23 protein-coding genes and 1 pseudogene are annotated in these 24378 nt (G+C 42.4%); 14 read left to right on the forward strand and 10 right to left on the reverse strand.

Features of this window, described 5'->3' with window-relative positions; genetic code table 11:
* Positions 1–145: 145 nt before the first annotated feature.
* The 3 genes from E5Y90_RS07820 to E5Y90_RS07830 are packed head-to-tail and all read left to right on the forward strand — an operon-like array spanning position 146 to position 2106.
* A complete protein-coding gene (locus E5Y90_RS07820; protein WP_174659904.1) occupies positions 146–1150 on the forward strand; it encodes an adenosine kinase in 1005 nt (334 codons plus the stop codon).
* A gap of 14 nt (positions 1151–1164) precedes the next feature.
* Positions 1165–1473: a Rieske (2Fe-2S) protein gene (locus E5Y90_RS07825; RefSeq protein ID WP_171478803.1), complete on the forward strand. Its 309-nt coding sequence runs from the start codon at positions 1165–1167 to the stop codon at positions 1471–1473.
* Positions 1474–1491: 18 nt separating this feature from the next.
* On the forward strand, positions 1492–2106 hold the full coding sequence (locus E5Y90_RS07830; RefSeq protein WP_174659905.1) for an OB-fold-containig protein: 615 nt from the start codon (positions 1492–1494) through the stop codon (positions 2104–2106).
* Positions 2107–2346: 240 nt separating this feature from the next.
* Here E5Y90_RS07830 and E5Y90_RS07835 read toward each other — a convergent pair whose 3' ends face one another.
* Entirely contained in the window at positions 2347–2976 is a 630-nt protein-coding gene (locus tag E5Y90_RS07835; RefSeq protein ID WP_174659906.1) for a YidB family protein, read from the reverse strand.
* Positions 2977–3093: 117 nt separating this feature from the next.
* Positions 3094–3561, reverse strand: a complete 468-nt coding sequence (locus tag E5Y90_RS07840; protein ID WP_151206152.1) for a DUF6231 family protein — start codon at positions 3559–3561, stop codon at positions 3094–3096.
* Positions 3562–3594: 33 nt separating this feature from the next.
* Between E5Y90_RS07840 and E5Y90_RS07845 the strand changes: the two genes are divergently transcribed.
* Complete coding sequence (locus E5Y90_RS07845) at positions 3595–4467, forward strand: DUF2797 domain-containing protein (protein WP_151203959.1); 873 nt, start codon at positions 3595–3597, stop codon at positions 4465–4467.
* A 531-nt stretch (positions 4468–4998) separates the two neighbouring features.
* Here the strand turns inward: E5Y90_RS07845 and E5Y90_RS07850 are convergent.
* The 3 genes from E5Y90_RS07850 to E5Y90_RS07860 all read right to left on the reverse strand — a co-directional run bounded on the left by E5Y90_RS07850 (position 4999) and on the right by E5Y90_RS07860 (position 7902).
* Positions 4999–6864 carry a SurA N-terminal domain-containing protein gene (locus E5Y90_RS07850; protein ID WP_174659907.1) on the reverse strand — a complete coding sequence of 622 codons (1866 nt, stop codon included), beginning with the start codon at positions 6862–6864 and terminating at the stop codon, positions 4999–5001.
* 128 nt (positions 6865–6992) lie between these two features.
* Positions 6993–7265: an HU family DNA-binding protein gene (locus tag E5Y90_RS07855; RefSeq protein ID WP_004786051.1), complete on the reverse strand. Its 273-nt coding sequence runs from the start codon at positions 7263–7265 to the stop codon at positions 6993–6995.
* Positions 7266–7422: 157 nt separating this feature from the next.
* Positions 7423–7902 carry a phasin family protein gene (locus tag E5Y90_RS07860; RefSeq protein WP_174659908.1) on the reverse strand — a complete coding sequence of 160 codons (480 nt, stop codon included), beginning with the start codon at positions 7900–7902 and terminating at the stop codon, positions 7423–7425.
* Positions 7903–8107: 205 nt separating this feature from the next.
* Between E5Y90_RS07860 and E5Y90_RS07865 the strand changes: the two genes are divergently transcribed.
* The 8 genes from E5Y90_RS07865 to fdx all read left to right on the forward strand — a co-directional run bounded on the left by E5Y90_RS07865 (position 8108) and on the right by fdx (position 14279).
* Complete coding sequence (locus E5Y90_RS07865; protein ID WP_174659909.1) at positions 8108–8758, forward strand: hypothetical protein; 651 nt, start codon at positions 8108–8110, stop codon at positions 8756–8758.
* Positions 8759–8870: 112 nt separating this feature from the next.
* A complete protein-coding gene (locus E5Y90_RS07870) occupies positions 8871–9344 on the forward strand; it encodes an Rrf2 family transcriptional regulator (RefSeq protein WP_151203955.1) in 474 nt (157 codons plus the stop codon).
* A gap of 1 nt (position 9345) precedes the next feature.
* Complete coding sequence (locus tag E5Y90_RS07875; protein ID WP_151203954.1) at positions 9346–10563, forward strand: IscS subfamily cysteine desulfurase; 1218 nt, start codon at positions 9346–9348, stop codon at positions 10561–10563.
* 105 nt (positions 10564–10668) lie between these two features.
* Complete coding sequence (iscU, locus tag E5Y90_RS07880) at positions 10669–11055, forward strand: Fe-S cluster assembly scaffold IscU (protein WP_151203953.1); 387 nt, start codon at positions 10669–10671, stop codon at positions 11053–11055.
* A 35-nt stretch (positions 11056–11090) separates the two neighbouring features.
* A complete protein-coding gene (gene iscA, locus E5Y90_RS07885) occupies positions 11091–11411 on the forward strand; it encodes an iron-sulfur cluster assembly protein IscA (protein ID WP_151207853.1) in 321 nt (106 codons plus the stop codon).
* A 102-nt stretch (positions 11412–11513) separates the two neighbouring features.
* Positions 11514–12026, forward strand: coding sequence for a Fe-S protein assembly co-chaperone HscB (gene hscB / locus E5Y90_RS07890; protein WP_151203951.1), 513 nt, complete (start codon positions 11514–11516; stop codon positions 12024–12026).
* A 39-nt stretch (positions 12027–12065) separates the two neighbouring features.
* Positions 12066–13925: a Fe-S protein assembly chaperone HscA gene (gene hscA / locus E5Y90_RS07895; protein WP_174659910.1), complete on the forward strand. Its 1860-nt coding sequence runs from the start codon at positions 12066–12068 to the stop codon at positions 13923–13925.
* Between the two features lie 15 nt (positions 13926–13940).
* A complete protein-coding gene (fdx, locus tag E5Y90_RS07900) occupies positions 13941–14279 on the forward strand; it encodes an ISC system 2Fe-2S type ferredoxin (RefSeq protein WP_151203949.1) in 339 nt (112 codons plus the stop codon).
* Positions 14280–14574: 295 nt separating this feature from the next.
* Here the strand turns inward: fdx and E5Y90_RS07905 are convergent, their stop codons facing one another.
* From E5Y90_RS07905 to aspA, 5 genes are all read right to left on the reverse strand, one after another.
* On the reverse strand, positions 14575–16038 hold the full coding sequence (locus tag E5Y90_RS07905; RefSeq protein ID WP_174659911.1) for an adenylate/guanylate cyclase domain-containing protein: 1464 nt from the start codon (positions 16036–16038) through the stop codon (positions 14575–14577).
* Positions 16039–16092: 54 nt separating this feature from the next.
* Positions 16093–16527, reverse strand: coding sequence for an HIT domain-containing protein (locus E5Y90_RS07910; protein WP_151203947.1), 435 nt, complete (start codon positions 16525–16527; stop codon positions 16093–16095).
* Positions 16528–16749: 222 nt separating this feature from the next.
* Entirely contained in the window at positions 16750–20214 is a 3465-nt protein-coding gene (mfd, locus tag E5Y90_RS07915; RefSeq protein ID WP_174659912.1) for a transcription-repair coupling factor, read from the reverse strand.
* 124 nt (positions 20215–20338) lie between these two features.
* Positions 20339–20698 (reverse strand): hypothetical protein, encoded by a 360-nt coding sequence (locus E5Y90_RS07920; RefSeq protein ID WP_174659913.1) that lies wholly within the window; start codon positions 20696–20698, stop codon positions 20339–20341.
* 124 nt (positions 20699–20822) lie between these two features.
* On the reverse strand, positions 20823–22274 hold the full coding sequence (gene aspA, locus E5Y90_RS07925) for an aspartate ammonia-lyase (RefSeq protein ID WP_174659914.1): 1452 nt from the start codon (positions 22272–22274) through the stop codon (positions 20823–20825).
* A gap of 435 nt (positions 22275–22709) precedes the next feature.
* On the opposite strand from aspA, the pseudogene E5Y90_RS17475 reads away from it, so the two are divergent.
* Positions 22710–22923: pseudogene (locus E5Y90_RS17475) on the forward strand (sodium:proline symporter); the annotation flags it as partial.
* A gap of 355 nt (positions 22924–23278) precedes the next feature.
* Positions 23279–24361: a tRNA (uridine(54)-C5)-methyltransferase TrmA gene (gene trmA, locus E5Y90_RS07930; RefSeq protein WP_174659915.1), complete on the forward strand. Its 1083-nt coding sequence runs from the start codon at positions 23279–23281 to the stop codon at positions 24359–24361.
* Positions 24362–24378: the final 17 nt, after the last annotated feature.

Here is a 24378-nt window from a genome sequence, read left to right on the forward strand (position 1 = left end):
TAAAAATAGTTCAGAAACTCGACCAAAGATAATCCAGAATGAATTGTATTATATAAATTTTCTTTGAAAAAAGCTCAGCAAACTACAGCAATTCCGAGTGATGGTGTAAACTTACGACTTTCATTTTTTAATGTGATCTTAGAATATGGCAACTGTTGATCTTTTTGCAATTGGAAATGCGCTGATTGACCAAGAATTTAAAGTTTCTGATGAATTTTTAACTGCACAGCACTTGCAAAAAGGCACCATGCAACTTGCAGATGGTGAAACTCAGGCGAGCCTCTATCAAAACCTAAGAGATACCCAAATTTATAAAGGTCAGGCATCTGGCGGTTCTGCTGCCAATACCACGGTGGCTTTTGCTGCACTGGGGAGTCCGGCATTTTATGCTTGCCGCGTCGGAAATGATGATTTAGGACATATTTATCTGAACGGTTTAAATGAAGCCGGCATTCAAACTACGCCTAAATCGATCAGTCAAGGTGTAACAGGTACCTGTATGGTGCTGGTCAGCCCGGATTCTGAACGTACCATGCATACTTATCTGGGAATTACAGCTGAACTGACCGATGCACAGATTGACTTTGAGCCATTAACTACAGCGAAATGGCTGTATATCGAAGGCTATTTATCCACTTCAGACACTGCACGTCAGGCGGTAAAACAGGCGCGTGAGATTGCGAAAGCCAATGGCGTTAAAATCGCCTTGACGCTCTCTGACCCGGCTATGGTGCAATATGCGCGTACCGGTCTGGATGAAATGATTGCCGAAGGTGTCGATCTTTTATTCTGTAATGAACAAGAAGCATTGATGTATACCCATACTGACACCATTGATGCTGCTTTAGTGAAATTAAAGACTTTAAGTCAATCCGTTGTCATTACATTGGCATCCAAAGGTGCGCTTATTTCAAGCAATAGAGAGACCTTTACTGTACCAGGTCGCGCCATTCAGGCAGTAGATACCAATGGTGCAGGTGATGCCTTTGCAGGCGCTTTCCTGTATGCCTTAAATGCCAATCTTGGTTTTAAGACGGCTGCAGAACTGGCGGTTTTAATTTCAAGTAAAGTGGTTTCCCAGTTTGGTCCACGTCTGGCGGTTGCAGACTATGCAGCCTTATTAGAAAATTTCCAGAAGGAATGTGCTTAATGTATAAAATTTGCTTGACTGAAGACATCCCGGAGCGCGAAGCACGCTCTTTTGAGACTCCGAATGGCGATACGATTTTCATCACCCAGCGTGATGGTGCATTCTATGCCTATCAGAACGTCTGTCCGCACTTGCAGGTAGAACTGGAGTTTCTGGAAAACCAGTTCCTGGATCGTGATCAGGAATTCATTGAATGCTCTACCCACGGTGCACTGTTCATGGTTGAAAGCGGTGAATGTATTTCCGGGCCTTGTCAGGGGCAATCACTTGAAAAAGTGGAGATTACCGTGCATTCTGATGGCGGGATTTATCTTACAGAATAAGACTTAATGGATTTTGCCATGCCAGCTTTTTTGCTCGACTACAACCTCATGCCTTTTCATTTGAGTCTGGTCTTGATCTTTGTGTTTAGCATGGCAAAAACTTCTGCTTTTTATTTTGGGCTTCAATCCAGAAAACTCTTTAAATGCATTCCGTCTTATGACTTCGCCTATCTTGATGTTCTGAATGTCAAATTTTCCAAAACCCTCATCATCCTTTTCTTTTTGATGAATTTTAGCTTTTCCGGCTATTTACTGCAGTTCCTGATCTATTCTCAGGAAATGGAATTCTTGCCAGCTTATTATCTGATTTTACCGGCCTTGATTATTGCCAGCTTTTTTACTGTATTTATGATCCATTGTCTGGATCAGGTGATTCCTCCAAAATACAAAAAAAATCATGTCAATCTACTCGGACGACTCGCAACCATTTCAAGTGGTAATGCACGTCCAGGTTTTTCAGCCCAAGCCCGGGTACGTGACGAATATGGCCAGATCCACTATGTACAAGTTGAACCTGAATTTGGTGAACTGGAATTTCAGTCCCAAATTATTTTAATTCGAGTAAGAAAATCACATTATATTGCCAAAAAAATCTGTCAGTCGAATCAGCTATTTAGTCTGAACCTGGACTAAATCACTTTAAAACTTTAGAGTGGGTTGAGGTTTGTAGTATGCAATTTGTGCTATAAAGGCTGCCAAGTATAAGCTAAAACTACTGCACTCTGACAATTACGTTTTAGCTTGTCATATCGAGTAGAAAGTCTTCATTTTACATTCGCTATTTCTTTAAGTAATAAATTTCAACAAACTCTAATGATTTCAATTTCTCATAAAAAATCCCACCTATGGGCGGGACTTTTTTATCTATCTAATTTATTTTTTCAAAAAGCTGGAAACCATATTCATGACATTCTGAATATCTTGATTGGCCTCCTGTGTACTGGTCTGTTCCCCTTGAGGAGTTAACGAGTCAATAATCTGCGGTAAGACCTGGGAGATTGCACTATAAATATCCTGCTTAGGCGCTTGAGTCTGCTGGGCGACGTCTTCAATGTCCTGATCATCAAACAGGCTTTGTACTTGCTGTGGATCGACTTGTGCATTTTCGCCTGGAGCTGCAGAGACCCAATCATCGACCTGGCTGTTTAATCCTTGGCCTTTTAACTTATCCAGTGCTCCCTGCAAACCGCCCTGCTTTTGAATCCAGGCTAGAACCAGCGGTAACACTGCAATCAATAGGCTTTTGGCAGAGCTTCCACTCGATTGGGATGTCCGCGTAGCAGATTGATTATTACCAAACTGACTTAATACTGAACCTAGAATTGCACCCAGACCATTTTGCTGATTTTGAGCCTGATTTGTCTGATTCCCCAATCGCCCCAATACCGACCCTAAAATATCAACCAACCCATCTTGTTGCTGTGATTGCTGCCGAGACTGGGATTGCCCGCCTCCCAGCGCCTGCTTAGCCAGCATTTCGACAATATTACTGAGATTGGTCATATTACTTTCCTACCGATGCGTTCTTTCTTTATTATAGCATACGGCTCTATAAATCCTTGTCTTTCAGTATTTTGTTAATATTTGCAATATTAATCCAACTCTTATCTCATCTTCATGTTACCAACGATATTTATCCCAGTTTTCAGGATTGGCCCAAAACTTTGAATTAAGCCAGTCAGGCACAAGCTTATAAGTCAAAATATTGAATTGCCAAAGCTCAAGACCACCTTCCCCACGCTGATAATTCAATTGGGTTAAACCCAAAGCCCTGAGAAGTTTTTGATCTTGGGTATGGCAGATGACCAGCAAACGCTTGGCAAATAAATCACGCATTTTTACCAAAATTTGACTTTTCTGCTGCTCTAGCAATACCACTATTTCAGGTGCAGCCAGCATCACCACTGCCAGATCATAGCGCTGTTGAAAAGGCAGATTTAAAACCTCAGATACGCTAAAATGGTACCATTGAATGGATTGCTGAAATTGAAGTCGGGTTAAATCCTGCCCAATGCAAATCGCAGTATGAATTGGCTGTTCCTGTGCAAAATCGTCTAGCATAGCAATGATGACATTTTGTTCAGCCATAACTGCACCCCTATGATTTAAGTGAGTAATTTTATGGAATTTCAGGGCATTTGCCAGAAAATGCATGTCGGTCTCAAAGATCTAAATGTAACTGATCAAAATACCCAACGGGCAAATGTTGAATATAAATTAATATTAGATGGATCTCAAATTAACCTCCCGTTTCAATTGGGCCAGGAAATCGAGATTGAATGGACAGGCAATATTTACTGTGTGTCTTGTGGTACTAAAACCTCCAAGTCTTTTTCTCAAGGCCACTGCTTTAAATGCTTTAAAACCAAAGCTTCATGTGATATGTGCATCATGAAGCCAGAAACCTGCCATTATCATTTAGGGACCTGCCGGGAAGATGAATTTGCACAGAATGTCTGCTTTCAACCTCACATTGTTTATCTGGCAAATTCTAGCGGCTTAAAAGTCGGCATTACCCGCCTTAACCAGATGCCTACCCGCTGGTTAGATCAGGGCGCTACCCAAGCCTTACCGATTATGAAAGTGGGCTCACGCCGTCTTTCCGGTAAACTGGAAGTCATGTTTGGCAGTCAGGTAGCTGACAAAACTGACTGGCGTAAACTTTTAAAAGGTGAAGCTGCGCCGCTTAATCTACCTGAGGTCCGCGAGCAACTGATTGAAGAGTTTGCACCAAAAATTCAGACGATCCGTGAAGAATTTCATCAGAACTTCGAGTTTAATGAAACGATTGAAGTACTTGAAGATGAACCGGCTCGCGAATTCATTTATCCTGTCGAGCAATATCCAGAAAAGATCAAATCCCACAACCTTGACAAGACCCCGGTGATTCGTGGAAAGTTACAAGGTATTAAGGGTCAATACCTGATTCTGGATACGGGCGTGATCAATATCCGCAAATATACCGGCTATGAACTCATTATTCGGACTGAGTAATGTATTACAAAGGGAGCTTGCTCCCTTTACTTATAATCCAAGTACGACAGCCTGTTCAAACAGTTATGATTAAATCAACTCCGAAATAGTAAATTGCTGAGCAACATATGATAATTTTCTACTAGCTCTATCAAAATTGGCTTAATAATAATCTCTGAATTGCCAGATTTTTTCAGCTTGTTCAATATCACTAATATTCTACCAGCTACATCCATAAGATAATTTACCTCTTAATAATAACCAAAGCACGCTGGTTACTGCTTCATCACCCCATGCCTTTTTCCTGACTTATCTAGCCCACGCGCCTGATCAGCTTGATTTGGTCTGGTGGTAGAGAAGAGTTTAATACCTGTTTTAAAACAAACTCAAAATAAGATATTTTTTCTTTTGGTTATTGATGTAGACAGGCTTGACTACATACCTCAAGCCATCAAAGGACTATTACTAAGTCTGATTTTTCTAATTAGCAGACACCCTAAATCTAGGTCAATAAAAAACCAGCCCTTAGGCTGGTTTTTTAGAGGAAAATTTTTATTTAATTTTCGCATGAGACTTTAAGTAACGTGTATAGTCATCAAATTCTTGCTGACCGCGTAATTGACGATACAGTTCTACCAGCTCATTACGCTGTTCGGCACTTAACACATCAATTGGATTTTTCTTCACTTCAGAAACCGCAACCACTACCAGTTCATTTGGCATATGTGCCGTAGTAACCGACCAATGACCGGCCTTTGGTGGTGTTACACTGAAGGCTGCACGCTGAACATCACGTTTTAGCAAACCTTCAGCACGGGTATAGATACCTACATCTTCAAAGACCAGGTTGCCTTTTGTCACAGCCGCTGCTGGCTTGGTTCTAAACTCATCCAAAGTCTTCTGAATTTTTGCTTTTGCCGCATTCAGTGCTTTTTCTTCAATCAATTTTGCAGTTACATGAGGTTTAGCTTCTGCCAACGTTTGCTCGCCTGCTGCATGATAATCACGCACCTTAATCCAGACCACATCGCCATTGTTTAACTGGATACTGGAAGAAGCATTGCGATCGCCATTTTTGACATCATCATTAAACAGCTTCACTTTAACAGCAGCATCGCTCAGAAGTGGATCACGTGTCGCCAGCGTCACACCTTTGGCACTTTGAACCTGCACTCCTTTTACTTCCTGCGCCACCACTTCTAAAGAATCCGAGCTAACAATCATATCGTTTAAGCTATTCACAGTATCCGAGAACGCGTTGGATTTTTTAGTTGCCAGAACCTCTTCAGACAAACGTGCTTTCTGAGACTCAAAAGATGGTACCGCAATCTGTGGAAGAGTGACAGAAATCAGATGATACCCGTTCTCTGTTTTTACTGGAGCAGACACTTGTCCAGATTTCAAAGAAGCTACAGCCTGGTCAAATGTCGCCCCAAATACACCTGCTTCATAAACAGCAATTTCACCACCCTTCGACTTAGACTCTGGATCTTCAGAATATTGTGCCGCTGCTTGTGCAAAACTGGTTCCTGCCTTGATTTTGGCAGCAACCTCAGCAGCAAGTTTTTTAGCTTCCGCATCGCTACGATTATCCGTGGTGATCAAGACATGTTTCACTTCAGGTTTAATATTCTGCTTTTGTGCTGCGACAAATGCATCATATGCCTGCTTTAACTCAACGTCTGTAACTGCCAGACCTTCAGCCACAATATTCTCAGGCTTCAGCACCACATAGTCGACATCTACCGTAGTTGGCTGTGTAAAAATAGCTTTATGCTTTTCATAATAAGCAGCAACTTCAGGCTCAGTAACTTTGACATCTTTTTTATAACTTTCCAGACTGATACTGGCAATGTGAATCTGGCGCTGTTCCGTTTGCAAGTCAGCAATCTGTTGAATATCAACACGACTAACCAGCGGATAATCCACAAAAGTTGAGGACAGCATTTTCAATGCATGATCTGTACGCAGGCTTTCGATCAAAGCATTGTTGGTCATTCCAATCGATTTCAGGTAGTTTTCATATAAAGCCTGTGAAAACTGACCATTTTGCTGAAAAGTTTGCTGCTGGGCAATCATCTGTTCAATTTGCTCTTTGCTCAGACTAATACCCAGTTTTTCAGCCTGCTGCAAAAGCAGGGTACGTGCTATTAAAGTATCTTTGGCTTTCTGCTCGATGAAACTTTGATTTAACAGGGTTTCATCGCCATTGGTATAGCTTAAATATTGTTGTTTGAATGATTTTGTTAGTGACTCTAATTCTTTTTGAGAGATGTCAGTCCCATTGACTGAGCTTACAGCATCAGAACTCCCGCCGCTAAAATATCCTTCAATACCTACAAGTGCTAAAGGGGTCAAGAATAGAACGAGCAAGACTTTGCCCAACCAACCCTTAATAACTTTACGAAAAGCTTCCATAAGTATTCCAATATTTTATTTGCAAGGGATTTTAACCGAAAATACCCATTGAATGAACGTGTTAATCATGAAATTACATCTATCAATAAAAAACGCGCCGAGAAGGCGCGTTTTATCGCTAAGTAGACTTAAGCTACAGCGTCTTTCAAGCCTTTACCTGCTTTAAAGCTAGGCACTTTGCTTGCTTTAATTTCAAGAGTCGCACCAGTTTGCGGGTTACGACCAGTACGTGCAGCACGCTCTTTTACACCGAAAGTACCAAAACCCACTAGAGTTACAGTATCACCAGCTTTTAAAGCCTCAGTAACAGAAGCAATTGTAGCATCTAAAGCTTTACCTGCGTCAGCCTTAGATAATCCCCCTTTTTCTGCAATTGCATCAATTAATTCCGATTTATTCATGAAAATTACGTCCTCTTAATATCGTTTATATAAGGTTCAAGAATTTGTTTAAATTGCCATAACGCCTTTATAGCAATGCTTTAGGTATAAACGCAATACTTATGAGCCTCTTTTTTTTCAAAAAACATGCGAAAAAAACAATGAATAATAAAGAAAGTCATTTCATTGAGGTTTTTTTCGTTATTTCCTTTTGTAATTTTTCCTGCTCTGCTGTCAGTTGATCAACTTTGGCATGCAATTGAAGGATTAGACGTTCCAGATGCTGTACATCCTTCAATGTCACTAATCCTATCCGATTCAATGAATGATGAACAGAGTTGTCGATCAATTTATCGACTTTATCTTTAGTCTCGGTTACCGACTCTTTAGCCTTCTCTGATACCCTTTCAACAGTCTGATCAGCAATGTCAGCGGTTTTGGATTCCAATTCCTCTCCAACCTTGACCAAGGAATCAAACAGCTTATTGCCTTCTTCTTCTGCCCGTGAAAATGCACCTAATCCTGCCAGCCAGATTTGCTTGGTATATTTGCGAAAATCCAGCACCGACCTGCGCTCTACTGACGATCTGGACTTATTCTTCGCTGTTTTATCGCTCAGCTCCGTAACTGTATCTTGTGTCGTTTTTATTTTATCCATGAACACGACTCCTGCTTATTTTCTGTGTAAATATTATAAAATTATCTACAAAATCACTGCATAATAGCAAATTTAGGGCTTGATAGATTTGCTAAACTGTTCTACAAAGCAATTTATTTCAACTCTAATTTGATTTACCCCTAAAACCTTTCCACGAGCAGGAAGCTTTTTCATTTTATTTTTCAGGTAAGGATTGGTCGTATTTATGAGCGAATCGCAACAAAGTCAAACTCAACCGCATTTGTTGCTCACGATGACTTTGATCGTTTTAGAGACAATATTTACGTTTATCCTCCAACATGACCGCGTTGTTGCATTGCAGGCAAAAAAGTTTGTAGAGGAAAAGATCACCATTAAAATCAATAGTTATGTTCCCTATTTTGATTTTTATGTACAATTCACTGCCAATGGTTTGCTGTTCGATTATAAAGCCTCAGGCCGTGTGATCGATCTGGATGTACGCACTACTCTCCTTGACCTGATTAAAATTTTTATTTTTGGTAATCGTAAAAGCATTCACAGAATGCGCATTGATGGCGACCAAATATTAAAAGACGAATTTCGTGATTTAGTAACTTTATTTAGTTTACCCAAAGTGCTCTCTGACTGGAAACACTGGTTATCTGAACCGCCTTCCAATGAAGCAGACATTATTAGCTCGAAAAAACGGATTGCACCACTTTTAAAAAAAATTGAAGAGCAGCGCTCCAAGATTAATACGCTTCAGGTCGAAGTAAAACAGTACCGCAATCGTATTAAACGTATAGAGCGCCGCCAGAAGCATATTAATCTTGTTTTTGCGTGTATTACCTTAGTTTTAATTGCGTTATTAGTATATAATTGGCTGAATATGTAATTGTTTCTTTTCTCAGTAAATTAAATACACATATCCAGTATAAAAATAACTTGACTAATTTAGTCGGGATTCATAAAATCGATACATCTAGTCTAACTATGTGTATCGAATCATGCGCCTAACCACTCGCGGTCGCTACGCAGTGACTGCTTTACTTGATCTAGCTTTGCAGCCATCTGAAAAAACGATTACGCTCGCTGAAATTGCAGCACGTCAAACCATTTCTGTTGCTTATCTTGAGCAGTTATTTGCAAAACTTAAGCGCCATGGCTTAGTTTCAAGTGTTCGCGGAGCGAATGGTGGTTACCATTTAGCGCGTAATGCAGATGAAATCACTGTATTAGCAATTATTGAAGCTGTAAATGAAACAGTTGATGCTACTCGCTGTGACCATAAAGGCAACTGCCAGAATGGAGCGATGTGCCTGACTCATGATTTATGGCAAGAACTCTCCCATCACATAGCCGATTATCTCGCGAAAATCTCACTGGCTGATCTGGTCGCACGTGACAACGTACAAACCGTGTCATTACGCCAAAACTCACCAAATTTTGATTCAGACCTTTTATCGGTTACAGGTATTTGACATGAAACGTCCGATTTATCTTGACTATGCAGCAACAACTCCGGTAGATCCTCAAGTTGCAGAACGTATGATGGAATGCTTAACTTTCGAAGGCACCTTCGGTAATGCGGCATCCCGTTCACATGCTTATGGCTGGCAAGCGGAAGAAAAAGTTGAATACGCACGTGAACAGGTGGCGAATTTAATTAAAGCAGACCCGCGTGAAATCGTTTGGACTTCAGGCGCAACCGAATCTGATAACCTTGCACTTAAAGGTGTTGCACATTTCTATGCATCGAAAGGCAAGCACATCATTACTTCTAAAATTGAGCATAAAGCTATTTTAGATACATGTCGTGAACTAGAATCTGAAGGTTTCGAAATCACCTATCTTGAGCCACAACCAAAAACAGGTTTAATCACACCGGAAATGGTTCAGGAAGCTCTTCGCCCAGATACTATTCTTGTTTCCCTGATGATGGTAAATAACGAGATTGGCACGGTGACTGATGTTGCCGCAATTGGTGAAATCACTCGCGCTAACAAAATATTCTTCCACGTGGATGCAGCTCAGGCTGCGGGCAAGGTTGAAATTGACCTGTCTACCTTAAAAGTAGATTTAATGAGTTTCTCGGCTCACAAAATCTATGGTCCTAAAGGTATAGGCGCCCTGTTTGTACGTCGTAGCCCACGTGTACGCTTAAAAGCGGAAATGCACGGTGGCGGTCATGAACGAGGTATGCGTTCTGGTACGCTTGCAACTCACCAGATCGTTGGTATGGGTGAAGCGTTTGAACTGGCAGGTAAAAACTTGGAATCTGAGCAAGCACGTTTACGTATATTACGTGACAAGCTTTGGAATGGCCTGCAAGACCTTGAGCAGGTATTCCTGAACGGCCATCCGACTCAAAACGTCGCCAACTATCTAAACGTAAGCTTTAACTTCGTTGAAGGTGAATCTTTAATGATGGCTCTGAAAGATGCAGCAGTATCTTCAGGTTCAGCATGTACTTCTGCGACGCTAGAACCGTCTTATGTATTACGTGCATTAGGTCTATCTGACGAGCTTGCACATAGTTCGATCCGCTTCAGCTTTGGTAAATACACCACTGAAGAAGATATCGATCATGTTTTAACTATCACTAAAGCTGCTGTTGAGAAATTACGTGAACTTTCTCCGCTTTGGGATATGTACAAAGAAGGTATCGACCTTTCTACTGTTGAATGGGCTGAACACTAATTTTTGAGCTTGAGATAGCCATCTAAGTATTGCTATCTCATTGATAAAAAATTTTTAATCCCCATATTTAATATTAAGGCTGACCCCGAGTTTTGGAGAAGCAACATGGCTTATAGCGAAAAAGTAATTGATCATTACGAAAACCCTCGTAATGTTGGTATTTTAGATAAAAATGCTGAAAACGTTGGTACAGGTATGGTCGGTGCACCAGCGTGTGGCGATGTAATGCGTTTACAGATTCAAGTAAACAATGAAGGTGTCATTGAGGAAGCACGTTTTAAAACGTATGGTTGTGGTTCTGCAATTGCTTCCAGCTCTTTGGTGACTGAGTGGTTGAAAGGTAAAACTCTAGACCAAGCACAAGCGATCAAAAATATTGATATCGCCACTGAACTGGCCCTTCCACCGGTTAAAGTTCACTGCTCTGTACTGGCTGAAGATGCGATTAAGGCAGCTGTCGAAGATTATCGCAATAAACAGTCTAAGGCTTGATCCTTCGTTTTTAAAGAAAGATTTATGGAGTTTTCATGATCAATTTAACTGAAAATGCTGCAACTCATATCAGCAATTACCTCAAAAATCGCGGTAAGGGTGAAGGCATTCGCGTTGGTGTGAAAACTTCAGGCTGTTCTGGCTTGGCTTATGTACTCGAATTCGTCGATGAAATCGATACACATGATCAGGTCTTTGAACAGTTTGGCGTTAAAGTATTCATTGACCCGAAAAGTCTGGTTTATCTTGATGGTCTGGAAATGGACTATGTCAAGAATGGCCTTAATGAAGGTTTTGAGTTTAACAACCCGAACAAAAAAGGTGAATGTGGGTGTGGTGAGTCTTTCACAGTCTAATCATAGTCGCCCTCCCTTATACAATTAAAACAGTGTAGTTCACACTGTTTTAATTGTATTTATACATTATTTTTTGCCCATTAATTGCGGATTTCACCTCCCATGAATCATTTTGAGCTGTTCAATCTTCCCGTAGCACTCGATATTGATTTGGCTTCTTTAAAAACAGCGTTTTTAAAGTTACAGCAACAATATCACCCGGATAAAGCTGAAGACAAAGATCAAGCATTGATTAAATCAAGTGAAATCAATCAGGCCTTCAAAATCCTGTCTGCTGTTGATAGCCGTGCCGCCTATCTGCTCTCGTTAAAGAAACAAGATTATCATCTCGATCAATCGATCAGTGATTTTGAGTTCTTGCAGGATGCACTGGACATTCGTGAACAACTCGATGATGCAATATCTGCAGAAGAGCTGGCTTCTCTAAAAGTTGAAGTCCAGCAATGGATTGATGGTCTGGTCCGTGAATTCAAGATTGACTACACAGATGAAGACTGGGCTGAAGCTCGTGATACAGTGCGCAAATTACGCTTCTTTGTTAAAGTCATGGCCGACATCGACAAGGCAGAAGACCGCCTTCTGGATGATGACAGCTTTGACCTTGATGATTTTTGATTTTCCTCTTTAATTTTAACGTGCAAAGGATGTAATACGATGGCTCTCTTGCAGATCGCAGAACCAGGTCAATCAAATGCACCACATGAACACCGCATTGCGATTGGTATAGATTTAGGCACCACCCACTCTTTGGTTGCCACGGTTCTTTCAGGTAAAGCCAAAGTACTTAATGATGAACAAGGTCGTGTATTACTTCCTTCTATCGTTCATTATTCAGAGCAAAGCACTCAGTACGGCAATGACGCTGTACCTTTTATTACCACTGATCCTCAAAATACGATTGTCTCCATAAAACGTTTTATGGGTCGCTCAAAAGCAGATATTAAATTTCAGCATCCTTATGCCTTGGTCGGCGAAGCCAATGAAATGCCCGCCTTTGAAACTACACAAGGCCGTAAAACGCCAGTCGAAATTTCAGCTGAAATTTTAAAGCAACTATTAAACCGTGCTGAATCGAGCCTGCAAAACCCTATCAATGGTGCAGTCATTACCGTTCCTGCCTATTTTGATGAAGCACAACGCCAGGCAACACGTGATGCTGCTCAGCTTGCCGGCTTGAATGTTTTACGCTTGTTAAACGAGCCAACTGCCGCAGCGGTTGCCTATGGTCTGGACCAGGAAAGCAACCTCAGTACCGACCGCAACTATGTCATTTATGACTTGGGTGGCGGTACATTCGACGTTTCAATTTTGCGTTTTGCTCAAGGTGTATTTGAAGTTCTGGCCACGGGTGGTCATACGGCACTTGGTGGTGATGACCTGGATCGGCTAATTGTCAAATGGGCGAAGAAAGAACTTCATATTGAAACGCTAAGTGATGCAGAACATGCCCACTTCGTGGTTGCAGCTCGTAAAGCCAAAGAAGCCCTATCAAATGCTGATTCTGTTGAGTTAAAGCTACTGGATCAGGCCTTAACGCTTGACCGCCCTACTTTTGAAGGCATTATCAAAGTTGCGCTGGACAAAACCATTAGCGTTTGTAAACGTGTACTGCGTGATGCCAAGCTAGAACTGGATGATATTCAAAACGTTGTTCTTGTAGGGGGTTCGACCCGCTCCTATGCCGTTCAGAAAGCAGTGCGTGAGGTCTTTAACCAGGAACCTTTATGTACCATCAACCCGGATGAAGTGGTTGCAATTGGTGCCTCGATTACAGCGAATCAGCTGATTGGCAACAGTAAAGACGGTTCTTTATTATTAGATGTAACACCTTTGTCCTTAGGTCTTGAAACCATGGGCGGACTGGTTGAGCGTTTAATTTCACGCAATACTGCAATTCCGGTTGCACGCCGTCAGGAGTTTACCACCTATCAGGATGGCCAAACTGCCATGTTAATTCACGTGGTGCAAGGTGAGCGCGATCTGGTAGAACATTGCCGCAGTTTAGGCCGCTTTGTACTGCATGGTATTCCTCCGATGACCGCGGGTCAGGCACGTATTGAAGTCACCTTTCAGGTCGATGCAGATGGTCTGTTAACCGTTTCTGCCAAGGAAATGACTTCGGGTGTAAGTGCACAAATTGACATCAAACCCTCTTATGGTTTATCAAGCGAAGATACCGAGCGTCTGCTTTTAGAAGGTTATCAGTTTGCAGAGGAAGATAAAAATCTTCGTCATTTGCAGGAAACCAAGGTAGAAGCACAGCGTGAACTTGAAGCACTGGTTCAGGCCTTGAAAGTAGATGTACATTTGATGTCTGAACAGCAACTTGCGGAGCTGACTGCTGCGCAGACTCGGCTTGAAGCAGAACTGCAAGGCGATGATGTCAGAACCATTGAATCTGCGGTTGAACAGCTTAAAATACATAGTGATGCCTTTGCTGCACTGCGTATGAATCAACATATTGATGCTGCCCTGAAAGGCACCAAACTCGACGACTGGTCAAACTCAAACTAATTTAAGGTAAAGACTATGCCACGTATTAAAGTTCTTCCTCATGCGCAAATTTGTCCAGAAGGTGCGGAGTTTGACGTTGAACAAGATGCAAATTTGTGCGAAAGCCTGTTAAAAAATGGAATCAAGATTGAACATGCCTGTGATATGTCATGTGCATGTACCACCTGTCATGTGATCGTACGTCGCGGCTTTGACAGCCTTGAAGAAATGAATGATGTGGAAGCTGACCTGCTGGATCGTGCCTGGGGTCTTGAACCTGATTCTCGCTTGTCTTGTCAGGTTAAAATAGTCGATGAAGATCTGGAAGTCGAAATTCCAAAATACACGATTAACCACGCTTCTGAAAACCATTAAAATATCCAAATAAAAAACCACGCTTCGGCGTGGTTTTTTATTCTTAGATTAGCATTTGAAGTGCAACACTATGTGGCTGTCATACTACCTGACTCAGACTTTTAAAGCCGAGTTTTTCTTGAGCAAATAAATATAATGCATGATACAACTTTGACTGTGATCGGTCGGAAGTAGAATGCCCGTTCATCTTACTTCCTTCCAATAATTTAATCTCTGTTGCACTTCCTTTGAAGTCTAAGATTGATCACATGATTTTAAAAAGTGGAACAATCTGAGCTTTATGATATTTAGCTTGCTATCTGATTGTTTCAGGCGGCACAGTTTCAATTACTTCATCTTCAAGTTTTAACTTCACAATACCCTGTGAATTTGTCAGTTTCTGCTGGGTTTCAATCCGCTTGATCATTCTTTCCAGAACTTCAATCAGGTTCGGATAGTCAAAATTTTGCACTTCATCCAGATTAAGCAGTAAATGAAAGCCTTTATATTCATAATCAAACCAGCGCTGATACTCCACCTTTTGAAAAGCATATCTTTCCATCACTTGCCAGGTTCTTACGGGTGCTTTGATCCCCTTCAGGAAAATCGGTTTTTTCGGTGCACACAGATAATCATTTTTGATCAAGTTATGCGTATCATCTGAAATCAGAATTTCATCTACTTCTGCGGCACTTTGCAATCGGGCCGCAAGATTGGCATCTCGTCCTACAATGGTATAAGCCATGCGGTGATTAGCCCCATAATTGCCTACGTGACAATAACCGGTTGAAATCCCCATACGGATATGCAAAGGTGGATAACCCATTTTAACCCAGCGTTCGCGCAGCAATTTCATTTGTTGACGCATAGCCAGTGCCATTTCCAGACAGTTTTTGGCATCCTGCTCGACTCCTTCCGAGTTTGGATCACCAAAGAAAATCAGAATGGCATCCCCCATGAATTTATCGACAGTTGCCTCATATTTTTTGGCAATTTCAGTCATATGACTTAAATAGTCATTGAGCAGGAAAGCCAGGTCATCTGGAATCAGGGTTTCAGAAAGTTCAGTAAAGCCTTGAATATCCGAAAAGAAAATAGTCAGTTTTTTACGCTTGTATTCGATTTTTGCCTCAGACTCACCTTTCATGATCGATTGCCACAGCTGGACTGGCGCATAGCGGCTCAGCTGGTTGGCGAACTCCATGTAACGGTTCATCTGGTCAAAATAGTGATTTTTCTTTTTGGTCATGTATTGCACACGACCACTTTGATAAAAACTTCCCACCCCAAAATACATCATTAGGCAGATAAAGCCCAGAATAGTCAGCTCACTACTACTCTGTTCAAAATAATTACCCAACCCAAAAACCAGAATAGCAGACAGGTAAAATACTGTCGTTCCGATAAGACTGGCCAGCGTCGACATTAAAAATGAGATTTTGTTACTGATTGCCGTATATAACAGTGCGGAAAGGCCCAGGAAAGAAAGAACCAGATCCAGATGTACTGCTGCGAGCACCACCGACACCACAGCCACATCAATAATAAAAAATACATTACGCTTGATGTTGGAGTTATAGCGATAGGTCAGCCACTGCGACAGCTTAGGACTAAGCAGTAGCAGTAGAACCAGCAGAAAAGGGATAAAAATCTGGTAACTGGTATCTGGAACAGTTTGGTGATAGACGACCAGCACCAAAGACAACATGATATATCCCATCAAGCGATGAAAATATTCAAAGCGTCTTGGCTCTTGATGCATCCAGTCGTCTAATTGCACTCAATCACTCTCTTAGGTCTATATCCATGAATGGACTATAGTAGCCTGCATGAATCAGTCCATACGCCAATCGAATGGCATATCGCCCTGACCGCGTAACGCCAGCATCAGGGTCTGGCGCATATGTGCCAATACTTCATTATTATAAGGCACCGCCGGTGTACCCCATACCGGTTTAGGCCATGCCACATCGTTCTGATAACGAACCACATGATGAAAATGCAATTGCGGCACCATATTACCCAGCGCAGCCACATTCATTTTATCAGCACGAAATACGCGGGAAAGCTGACTAGATAACCAGCTTGACTCACGCAGGAACTGTTCCTGGTCAGCTTGGCTTAATTCATATAATTCGGTAACGCCCGGTACACGTGGTACCAGAATGAGCCACGGAAATTGCATATCATTCATCAAACGACATGTTGACAAAGGAAAGTCGCCTACAAAAAACGTATCTTGAGCAAGTTGTGGATGCAAACTAAACATATCTTTATAAATGATGCAAAATTAGAATGATGACCAATACTATCATATCCAATTAGGACTGAGTATTATCCTCAGTCACATTCGGGGCAATTTTGTATGATTTATTCAGTACAAAATACCAATCATCTCTTTCAATAATTGCCTGAAAAAACAGCGCAGTATTCACACGCGTATTCAGATGGAACAGCGTGTGAATCTGTCTCCTGTCTGAGACTGCAAATTTCAATGCAGCTGTATTAATAAACTCTCCAGCAAATCACTGATGAACTGGATCCGTTTTTGATAATCTTCCAGCATGACCATGATTTTCAGGCGCTGCCCTCCATCCATCCTAAAGTAGGTTGGATGTTTCTGCATCATCTGGATAATACTCATTGCTTGCACCGGCGTATCTGGCGCAAACTCGATATGTCCGCCATGAGCGCTGACATCAATCTTGGTAATGCCAAGCTGTTCAGCTTTAAGACGCAGCTGATGGACAGCAAATAACTGTTTGACGGGTTGTGGAGGAATACCAAAACGGTCGATCAGTTCCATACGGATATTGTCGAGCTTTTCCTGAGTATCGGTATTACTGATGCGTTTATAGAACAATAAGCGCTGATGCACATCACCGAGATACTCATCTGGAATCAAAGCTGGCATATGCAGGTTGATTTCCGCAGTGAGCGTCAGGGGTGCATCAAAATTCGGCGTCTTGCCTTTTTGGATGGCTTTGGTGGCTTTTTCCAGCATTTCCATATACAGGCTATAACCAATCGCCTGCATCGAACCACTTTGCTGTTCACCCAAGAGTTCCCCAGCACCGCGAATTTCCAGATCTTCTGTGGCCAGCATAAAACCGGCACCCAAGGTGGCTGCACGTTGAATCGCTTCCAGACGTTTTTCGGCATCTCCCTTTAAGCCTTTAAGCGAAGGCACCAACAGATAGGCATAAGCTTGATGATGGGAACGACCGACACGGCCTCGCAGCTGGTGTAACTGTGCCAGACCTAGCTTGTCTGCCCGTTCAATAATGATGGTATTGGCATTCGGCACATCAATCCCGGTTTCAATAATGGTCGAACATACCAGCACATTATATTCTTTATGATAAAAACGCTGCATGACCTGCTCAAGTTCACGTTCACGCATCTGGCCATGGGCCACCACCACCCGTGCTTCCGGCACCAGATTGCGGATATTTTCTGCAGCACGTTCAATGGTATTAACTTCATTATGCAGGAAATAAACCTGACCGCCGCGCAGCAGTTCGCGCAGAATCGCCTCTTTAATTGTGTCGTTGGTATGTTCCTGTACAAAGGTTTTTACTGCCAGACGGCGTGCTGGTGGCGTGGCAATAATCGACAAATCGCGCATGCCACTAAAAGCCATATTCAGGGTGCGTGGAATTGGCGTTGCAGTTAAAGTCAGCATATCTACATCGGCACGCATGGCTTTAATCCGTTCTTTATCACGCACGCCGAAACGATGCTCTTCATCGACAATCATCAGCCCAAGATTATGGAACTGGACATTTTCCTGCAAAAGCTTGTGCGTACCGATGACAATATCGACTTTACCCTCGGCCAGATCTTCCAGGGTTTTACTATGCGTCTTGGAAGAGCCAAAACGGGACAGGACTTCAATACGTACAGGCCAGTCCGCAAAACGGTCCTTGAAGGACTCATAATGTTGCTGGGCGAGCAAGGTAGTCGGCACCAAAACCGCTACCTGCCGGTTATTTTGCACAGCAACAAATGCGGCACGCATGGCGACTTCGGTTTTACCAAAACCCACATCACCACAGACCAGTCGATCCATTGGTTTGGCCTGCTGCATATCATATAAAGTTGCTTCAATGGCATTGGCCTGATCTGGCGTTTCCTCATAGGCAAAGCCACTGGCAAATTGCATATACAGGCTTTGATCCAGTTCAAAACTGATGCCTGGCTTGGAAAAACGGCGTGCCTGAATATGCAGCAATTCGGCTGCAACATCATGAATCTGCTCTAAAGCTTTACGCTTGGCTTTATTCCAGGCATCGGTTCCGAGCTTGTGCAAAGGTGCTAAATCAGGATCACCGCCACTATAACGGCTGATCAGATGCAAATTCGTCACCGGCACATAAACTTTGGCACCCTCGGCATAGTCCAGCTGCAAAAATTCATGATCCTGATCATCGATACTAAGGGTAATCAGACCAGCATAACGCCCAACGCCATAATCAATATGTACAACTGGTGCACCAATACTGAGTTCGGTCAGGCTACGGATCAGGAACTCTTCTGACACCTCCTGCTGGCGCTTGCGGCGGCGTTGCACCACACGATGCTCATACAACTGGTTTTCAGAAATCACACTCAGATGATCGGTCAGGACTAGGCCACGCTCTAGAGGTGCACTGGTAATGGCAATCGCATGCAGAGATTCAACAAAGGCATTAAAACTGTCTACAGTGGGCATATCCCCGAGGCTTGGACGCAAAGCATCTTTTAAAGTTTCGCGGCGACCCGCACTTTCAGCCACCAGCAAGACCGGATGATTGGCAGCATCAATATATTTTTTGACTTCAGTAAAAGGTTTTTCGCGTTTCGGATCAACAGGCAGTCGTGGCGGGACTTGGGTATCCAGATTAATTACGCCGGCTTTTTCCTCAAATGGCTCTTGCGCGGCAATAATACGACTAAACTGATTTAGCTGTTCCAATAGCTGATTGGTCGGACTAAATAAAGTGTCAGGCGGTAAAATCGGCTGATCTATATTATGGCGACGATCTTCATAACGGCGCACGACATCTTGCCAGAATTGTTCCAGACTTTGTTCCAAAGCCTTGTCTGTAATGACAATGCCATTCTTTGGTAAGTACGAAATAAGGGTGCTTTGACCAGCTTGCATTGCCTCAGCACTGAAAAATAAAGGTAAATAGAATTCAATCCCGGGGGAAGCAATACCATCCATTACATCCTGATAGAGTGGATTCTTCTTTGGATTGGCAGTAGGAAAAAATTCAGCATAACGGTCGCGGAAAGTAGCACGGCCTTCTTTGAGTGGAAATTCCTGGGCGGGCAATACGGTAAACTGCTCCAGCATCTGGGTCGTACGCTGGGTTTCCGGATCAAAAAATTTCAGTGTTTCAATTTCATCATCGAACAGATCAATACGAATCGGCGCATCCTGACCTGAGGCGTAAATATCAATAATACTGCCGCGTACCGCAAATTCACCATGGTCATACACCGTATCGACCAGATGATAGCCAGCTTGAATCAATTTTTTCTTCTGTTGTTCCAGATCAAGCTTTTGACCGACACGAATATCAAAATGCTCACCCAGAATCCATGACGTCGGTGCAACACGCTGCGCCAAAGTAGAGGCAGACAACAGCAACACACCGCTTTGTGGCATATTTGATAAAATAGCCAGACGTTCCGAGACAATATCTTGGTGCGGCGACAAACGGTCGTAAGGCAAAATCTCCCAATCCGGAAAAATGATGGGCTTAATCCCATAAAATTCCAGCTCACTTTCCAGTTGCCCCAAGTGCTGATTATTGCGCGCGATGATCACAAACAGACGCGACTGCTGCTGCCTGATTATTTCTTTCAGCAATAATGCAGTAGACGAGCCTTGCAGATTACCTAACCAGCGTTTCTCGCCTGCTTTGAGCCTAGGTAAATTAAGTTGGGAAATTTCTTGTTGGAACATGTATATAGCTTTAAAGTCTAAACAACATGGCGCTTATATTATCACGATGATCCAGTGCGCTTTCGTTATTTTTATGCAGTCCTGATCATTCCGCTATAGAGTATGAAGTTCATGTGTCGCTAGCCTATTTTTGGTCGCGTAAAAACTGACGATAATAGTCATTCAATTTCTTGACAATTGTTTTAAATTGCAGCAGGTTTTCTTCGGTATTCGCCAGAGGCTGATTAAAGCGCTGATGCGCAATTTCCAGATCAATCTTTTCATTGATAATCATCGCGCTAGAATAAAGTTGCGCCAGATCATCAAAACTTTTCATGCGGCGATTGGATAAATACTCCAGACGTGCTCCCAGTTCCTGATTGAGTTGAATTCCATCAACGATATATCCTGTACCTTCTACATATTGGATATTCTGTTCTTCCAGATAAAGCTGTGCTGGAGAAGATTTATTGGATTGAAAGAGTTTAGTGATTTTATCAAACATGTTTTGCAGCAATTCCAGTTCATCTCAAGGTCGGTATATAGTCTAGATGAAAAAGCCCCAAACCCACATGAGGATTTGAGGCAAATGGCTAAAATCAGTACTTTTTGATTAAAGCCTAGAACTTTTAAGACACCTGTTCTAGTGGGCTCACTTCATTGGGTACTTCTGAAACCAGATTTTCAAAAGCGAAGATTTCATCCAGCTGCTGTTCAGTCAACAGGCCCAGCTCCAATACAACTTGTGGAACAGTTTTATTTTCACGGATACACTGTTTTCCGATTTCATCACAGGCTGCATGTCCCAATAACGGATCAAGCAGAGTGATAATTCCAATACTGCGCATTACAGCATCCAGACAGTTCTGTTCATTAACTTCAATGCCTTCAATACATTTTTGCTGTAAGGTCTGCATCCCTTGAGTGAGCAATTGAATTGATTCATTCAGAGAAATGGCGATCACAGGTTCCATGACATTGAGTTGTAATTGGCCTGCTTCTGCTGCCATGGTAATGGTCAAGTCATTCCCAATGACACGGAAGGCAATCTGGTTAACGACTTCTGGAATAACCGGATTGACCTTGGCGGGCATAATAGATGAACCCGCCTGTAATTCTGGTAAACGGATTTCCGCCAGACCTGTACGCGGTCCAGAGCTTAAGAGACGCAAGTCATTACAGATTTTAGAGAGTTTCACCGCCAGACGTTTTAAACTGCTAGACAGAATAATAAATGCCCCACAGTCGCTGGTGGCTTCTACATAATCTTCAGCTTGTTTTAAAGGCAGGCCTGTAATTTTCGCTAAATTTTCGATCACATGCTTGGCATAACCTGAAGGCGTGTTGACACCGGTTCCAATTGCAGTAGCTCCCAGATTCACCTCAAGCAATAACTGGCGCAGTTGCTCAATCAGCTTAAAATCTTCCTTTAATAAAGTTGCAAAAGCCCGGAATTCCTGCTCCATGGTCATTGGCACTGCATCCTGCAACTGGGTACGCCCCATCTTGATCACATGCTGAAATTCAAGCGCTTTGCTATATAGGCTCTCAGTTAAGGATTTAAGCGCAGTTAAGAGCTCATCTATTCGAGTATATGTGGCCAGACGCAAAGCCGTAGGATAGACATCATTGGTAGACTGGGAAGTATTCACATGATCATTCGGATGAAGAAGCTGGTACTCTCCTTTACCATGCCCCATCAGCTCCAGCGCCCGATTGGCAATAACCTCATTGGCATTCATATTCACGGAAGTACCCGCACCGCCCTGATAAGGATCAAGTGGAAATGAAGCCTTCCAGTCTTGCGGCCGCTGAATCAGTTCATCACAAGCTTGCTGAATAGCAATACTTTGCTGTTTTGAAATTTTCTGAAAATGCAAGTTACTTTGGGCCGCAGCTTTTTTAACCTGTGCCAGAGCACGAATAAAATGAGACTCCTGGCCCACTACCAATCCTGAAATCTGAAAGTTTTCAAGCGCACGTAAAGTGTGAATTCCATAATAACTGTGCTGTGGTATGTGTTTCTTCCCCAATAAATCCTGTTCAATCCGGGTAGATTCTAGTTGAAGCATATTGTCCATGTAATATTACTCTTGGCGATGATGCACCCCTACGGTGCGGATTTACTATGCGTAGCTGGGCCTGGAATAAAGCAGGCTTTTTCAACAAAATTTGCTACAAATTATATCTAATTTAAGCTTCTTGTTAACTTTGTAATTTTATGTAACAAAAAACTTAAAAGCCAGTAACTTTTTCATACCACTTAAAAATACCCGTCATTAGCCAAAATATAGACAAAATAAGTCTTGGAAAGCGCCTTTTCAGCATTTAAAATAAATTTTCAAAAACAAAAATATTTACAATAAATACACACAAAAGCCGCTAAAATGTTACTAAATATAAACACTCAACTTTATTTGCGGCACTGGCTCATGATTTTGGTACACAAATCATCCAGATGTTGTTTTTATTTTTTTTAAGGATGCTTGCCTATAACTTCTCTAAGTTTCAGCCTGATGACTTTCATACTGATAATTGCCAGGATCAATCAGTTTATATGCCTAGCGTGCAAGCTCCAGTTTTGCTGAATATATTCTGAGCCGAGGGAATCTGGGCAGTCTAGTCACCACACTTTCGGCCAGAACAATTTATCTGTCTGGTTTATCCGCAGTCTGGATTGCGGTAGATTTGATTGTTGGAGCATGGTTGAACTGGTTGCTGCTCGCCGGACATAGAGTTAGTAGGCGCGCATACAAAATATCAGAACCACGGCGTTATCGCTGGCTGCAACTACAACCCTTCTATATATTTGCATTGGGGGGGTCTGACCAGATGTTATTTTTATTTTCTTAGCCATGTCCAGCGAAGCTGTAGACACGCGGGTAATACCAGCCTGATGACCATGTCGGATTAATCAGCCCTTTTAAGCAAGTCTTTCTTTTGCTCTTGATGGCCAAGTTTCTCCCCTTAGAAGATTCGGTCTTTTTTATACAGCCTTCCCCGTGTTTGCCTGAATAATCTTAGGCAGATCAGCAAATTTTTGCTACCATCTCGACTTTCAAGTATTTGCGATGTTTTAGTGCATATGACCTCATCTTATCAGCAACAACTGGATGCCAAAGTTGAACGTATTCGGACGCAATTTGCCGAGTATCAACCACCTGCTTTAGAAGTATTTGAATCTCCAGAACAATACTATCGCATGCGTGCTGAATTCCGTATCTGGCATACTGAAGATGACCTGTTTTATGCCATGTTTGAACGAGATGAAAATAATAATAAAAAAGTCATCCGTATTGACACGTTCCCAATTGTCGATCGGCGCATTAATGAGTTAATGCCCCAGCTCCTCCAAGCATTTAAGGCAGATCCAATTCTGGGGACACGCCTGTTTGAAGTGCATTTTCTGGCGACCTTAAAGGGCGAAGTTCTGGTGTCTCTGATTTATCATCGCAAATTCGATGAAAGCTGGGAACCTGCGGCAAAAGCACTGGCTGAAAAACTCAATATCAAACTGATCGGTCGTAGCCGTGGACAAAAGTTTGTGCTCTCTGACGAATTCGTGATTGAAGAGCTGGCTGTATTTGATCGCCGTTATCAATATAAGCAGATTGAAAGCAGCTTTACGCAGCCTAATGCGCAAGTTTGTCAAAAAATGCTGGAATGGGCATGTGAGGCTGCAGAGCAATCTGATAAAGATTTACTGGAACTGTATTGTGGAAATGGCAATTTCACCCTACCACTCTCCACCAGATTCCGCCGTGTGTTAGCCACCGAACTGGCCAAATCTTCTGTGTATGCCGCTGAATGGAATATCGAACAGAACCATATTGATAATATTCAGGTGGCTCGCCTGTCTGCTGAGGAGTTTACCCAGGCCTATAAGGGTGATCGTACTTTCCGCCGCTTGCAGGAAGCCCAAATTGATATTTCAAGCTATGACTTCAGTACCATTTTTGTCGATCCGCCACGTGCTGGTATAGATGATGAAACGCTTAAACTGTTGCAGCACTTTGAACGAATTATCTATATTTCATGTAATCCGGACACATTACATGACAATTTAAAACAATTAACCCAGACCCATAAAATTAGCAAATTCGCCCTGTTCGATCAGTTTCCTTATACCCATCATATCGAGTCGGGTGTGCTGCTAGAAAAGCGCTAATACTTTGTTTCAATTTA

This window comes from Acinetobacter sp. 10FS3-1 (genome assembly GCF_013343215.1).
GTDB lineage: Bacteria > Pseudomonadota > Gammaproteobacteria > Pseudomonadales > Moraxellaceae > Acinetobacter > Acinetobacter lwoffii_C.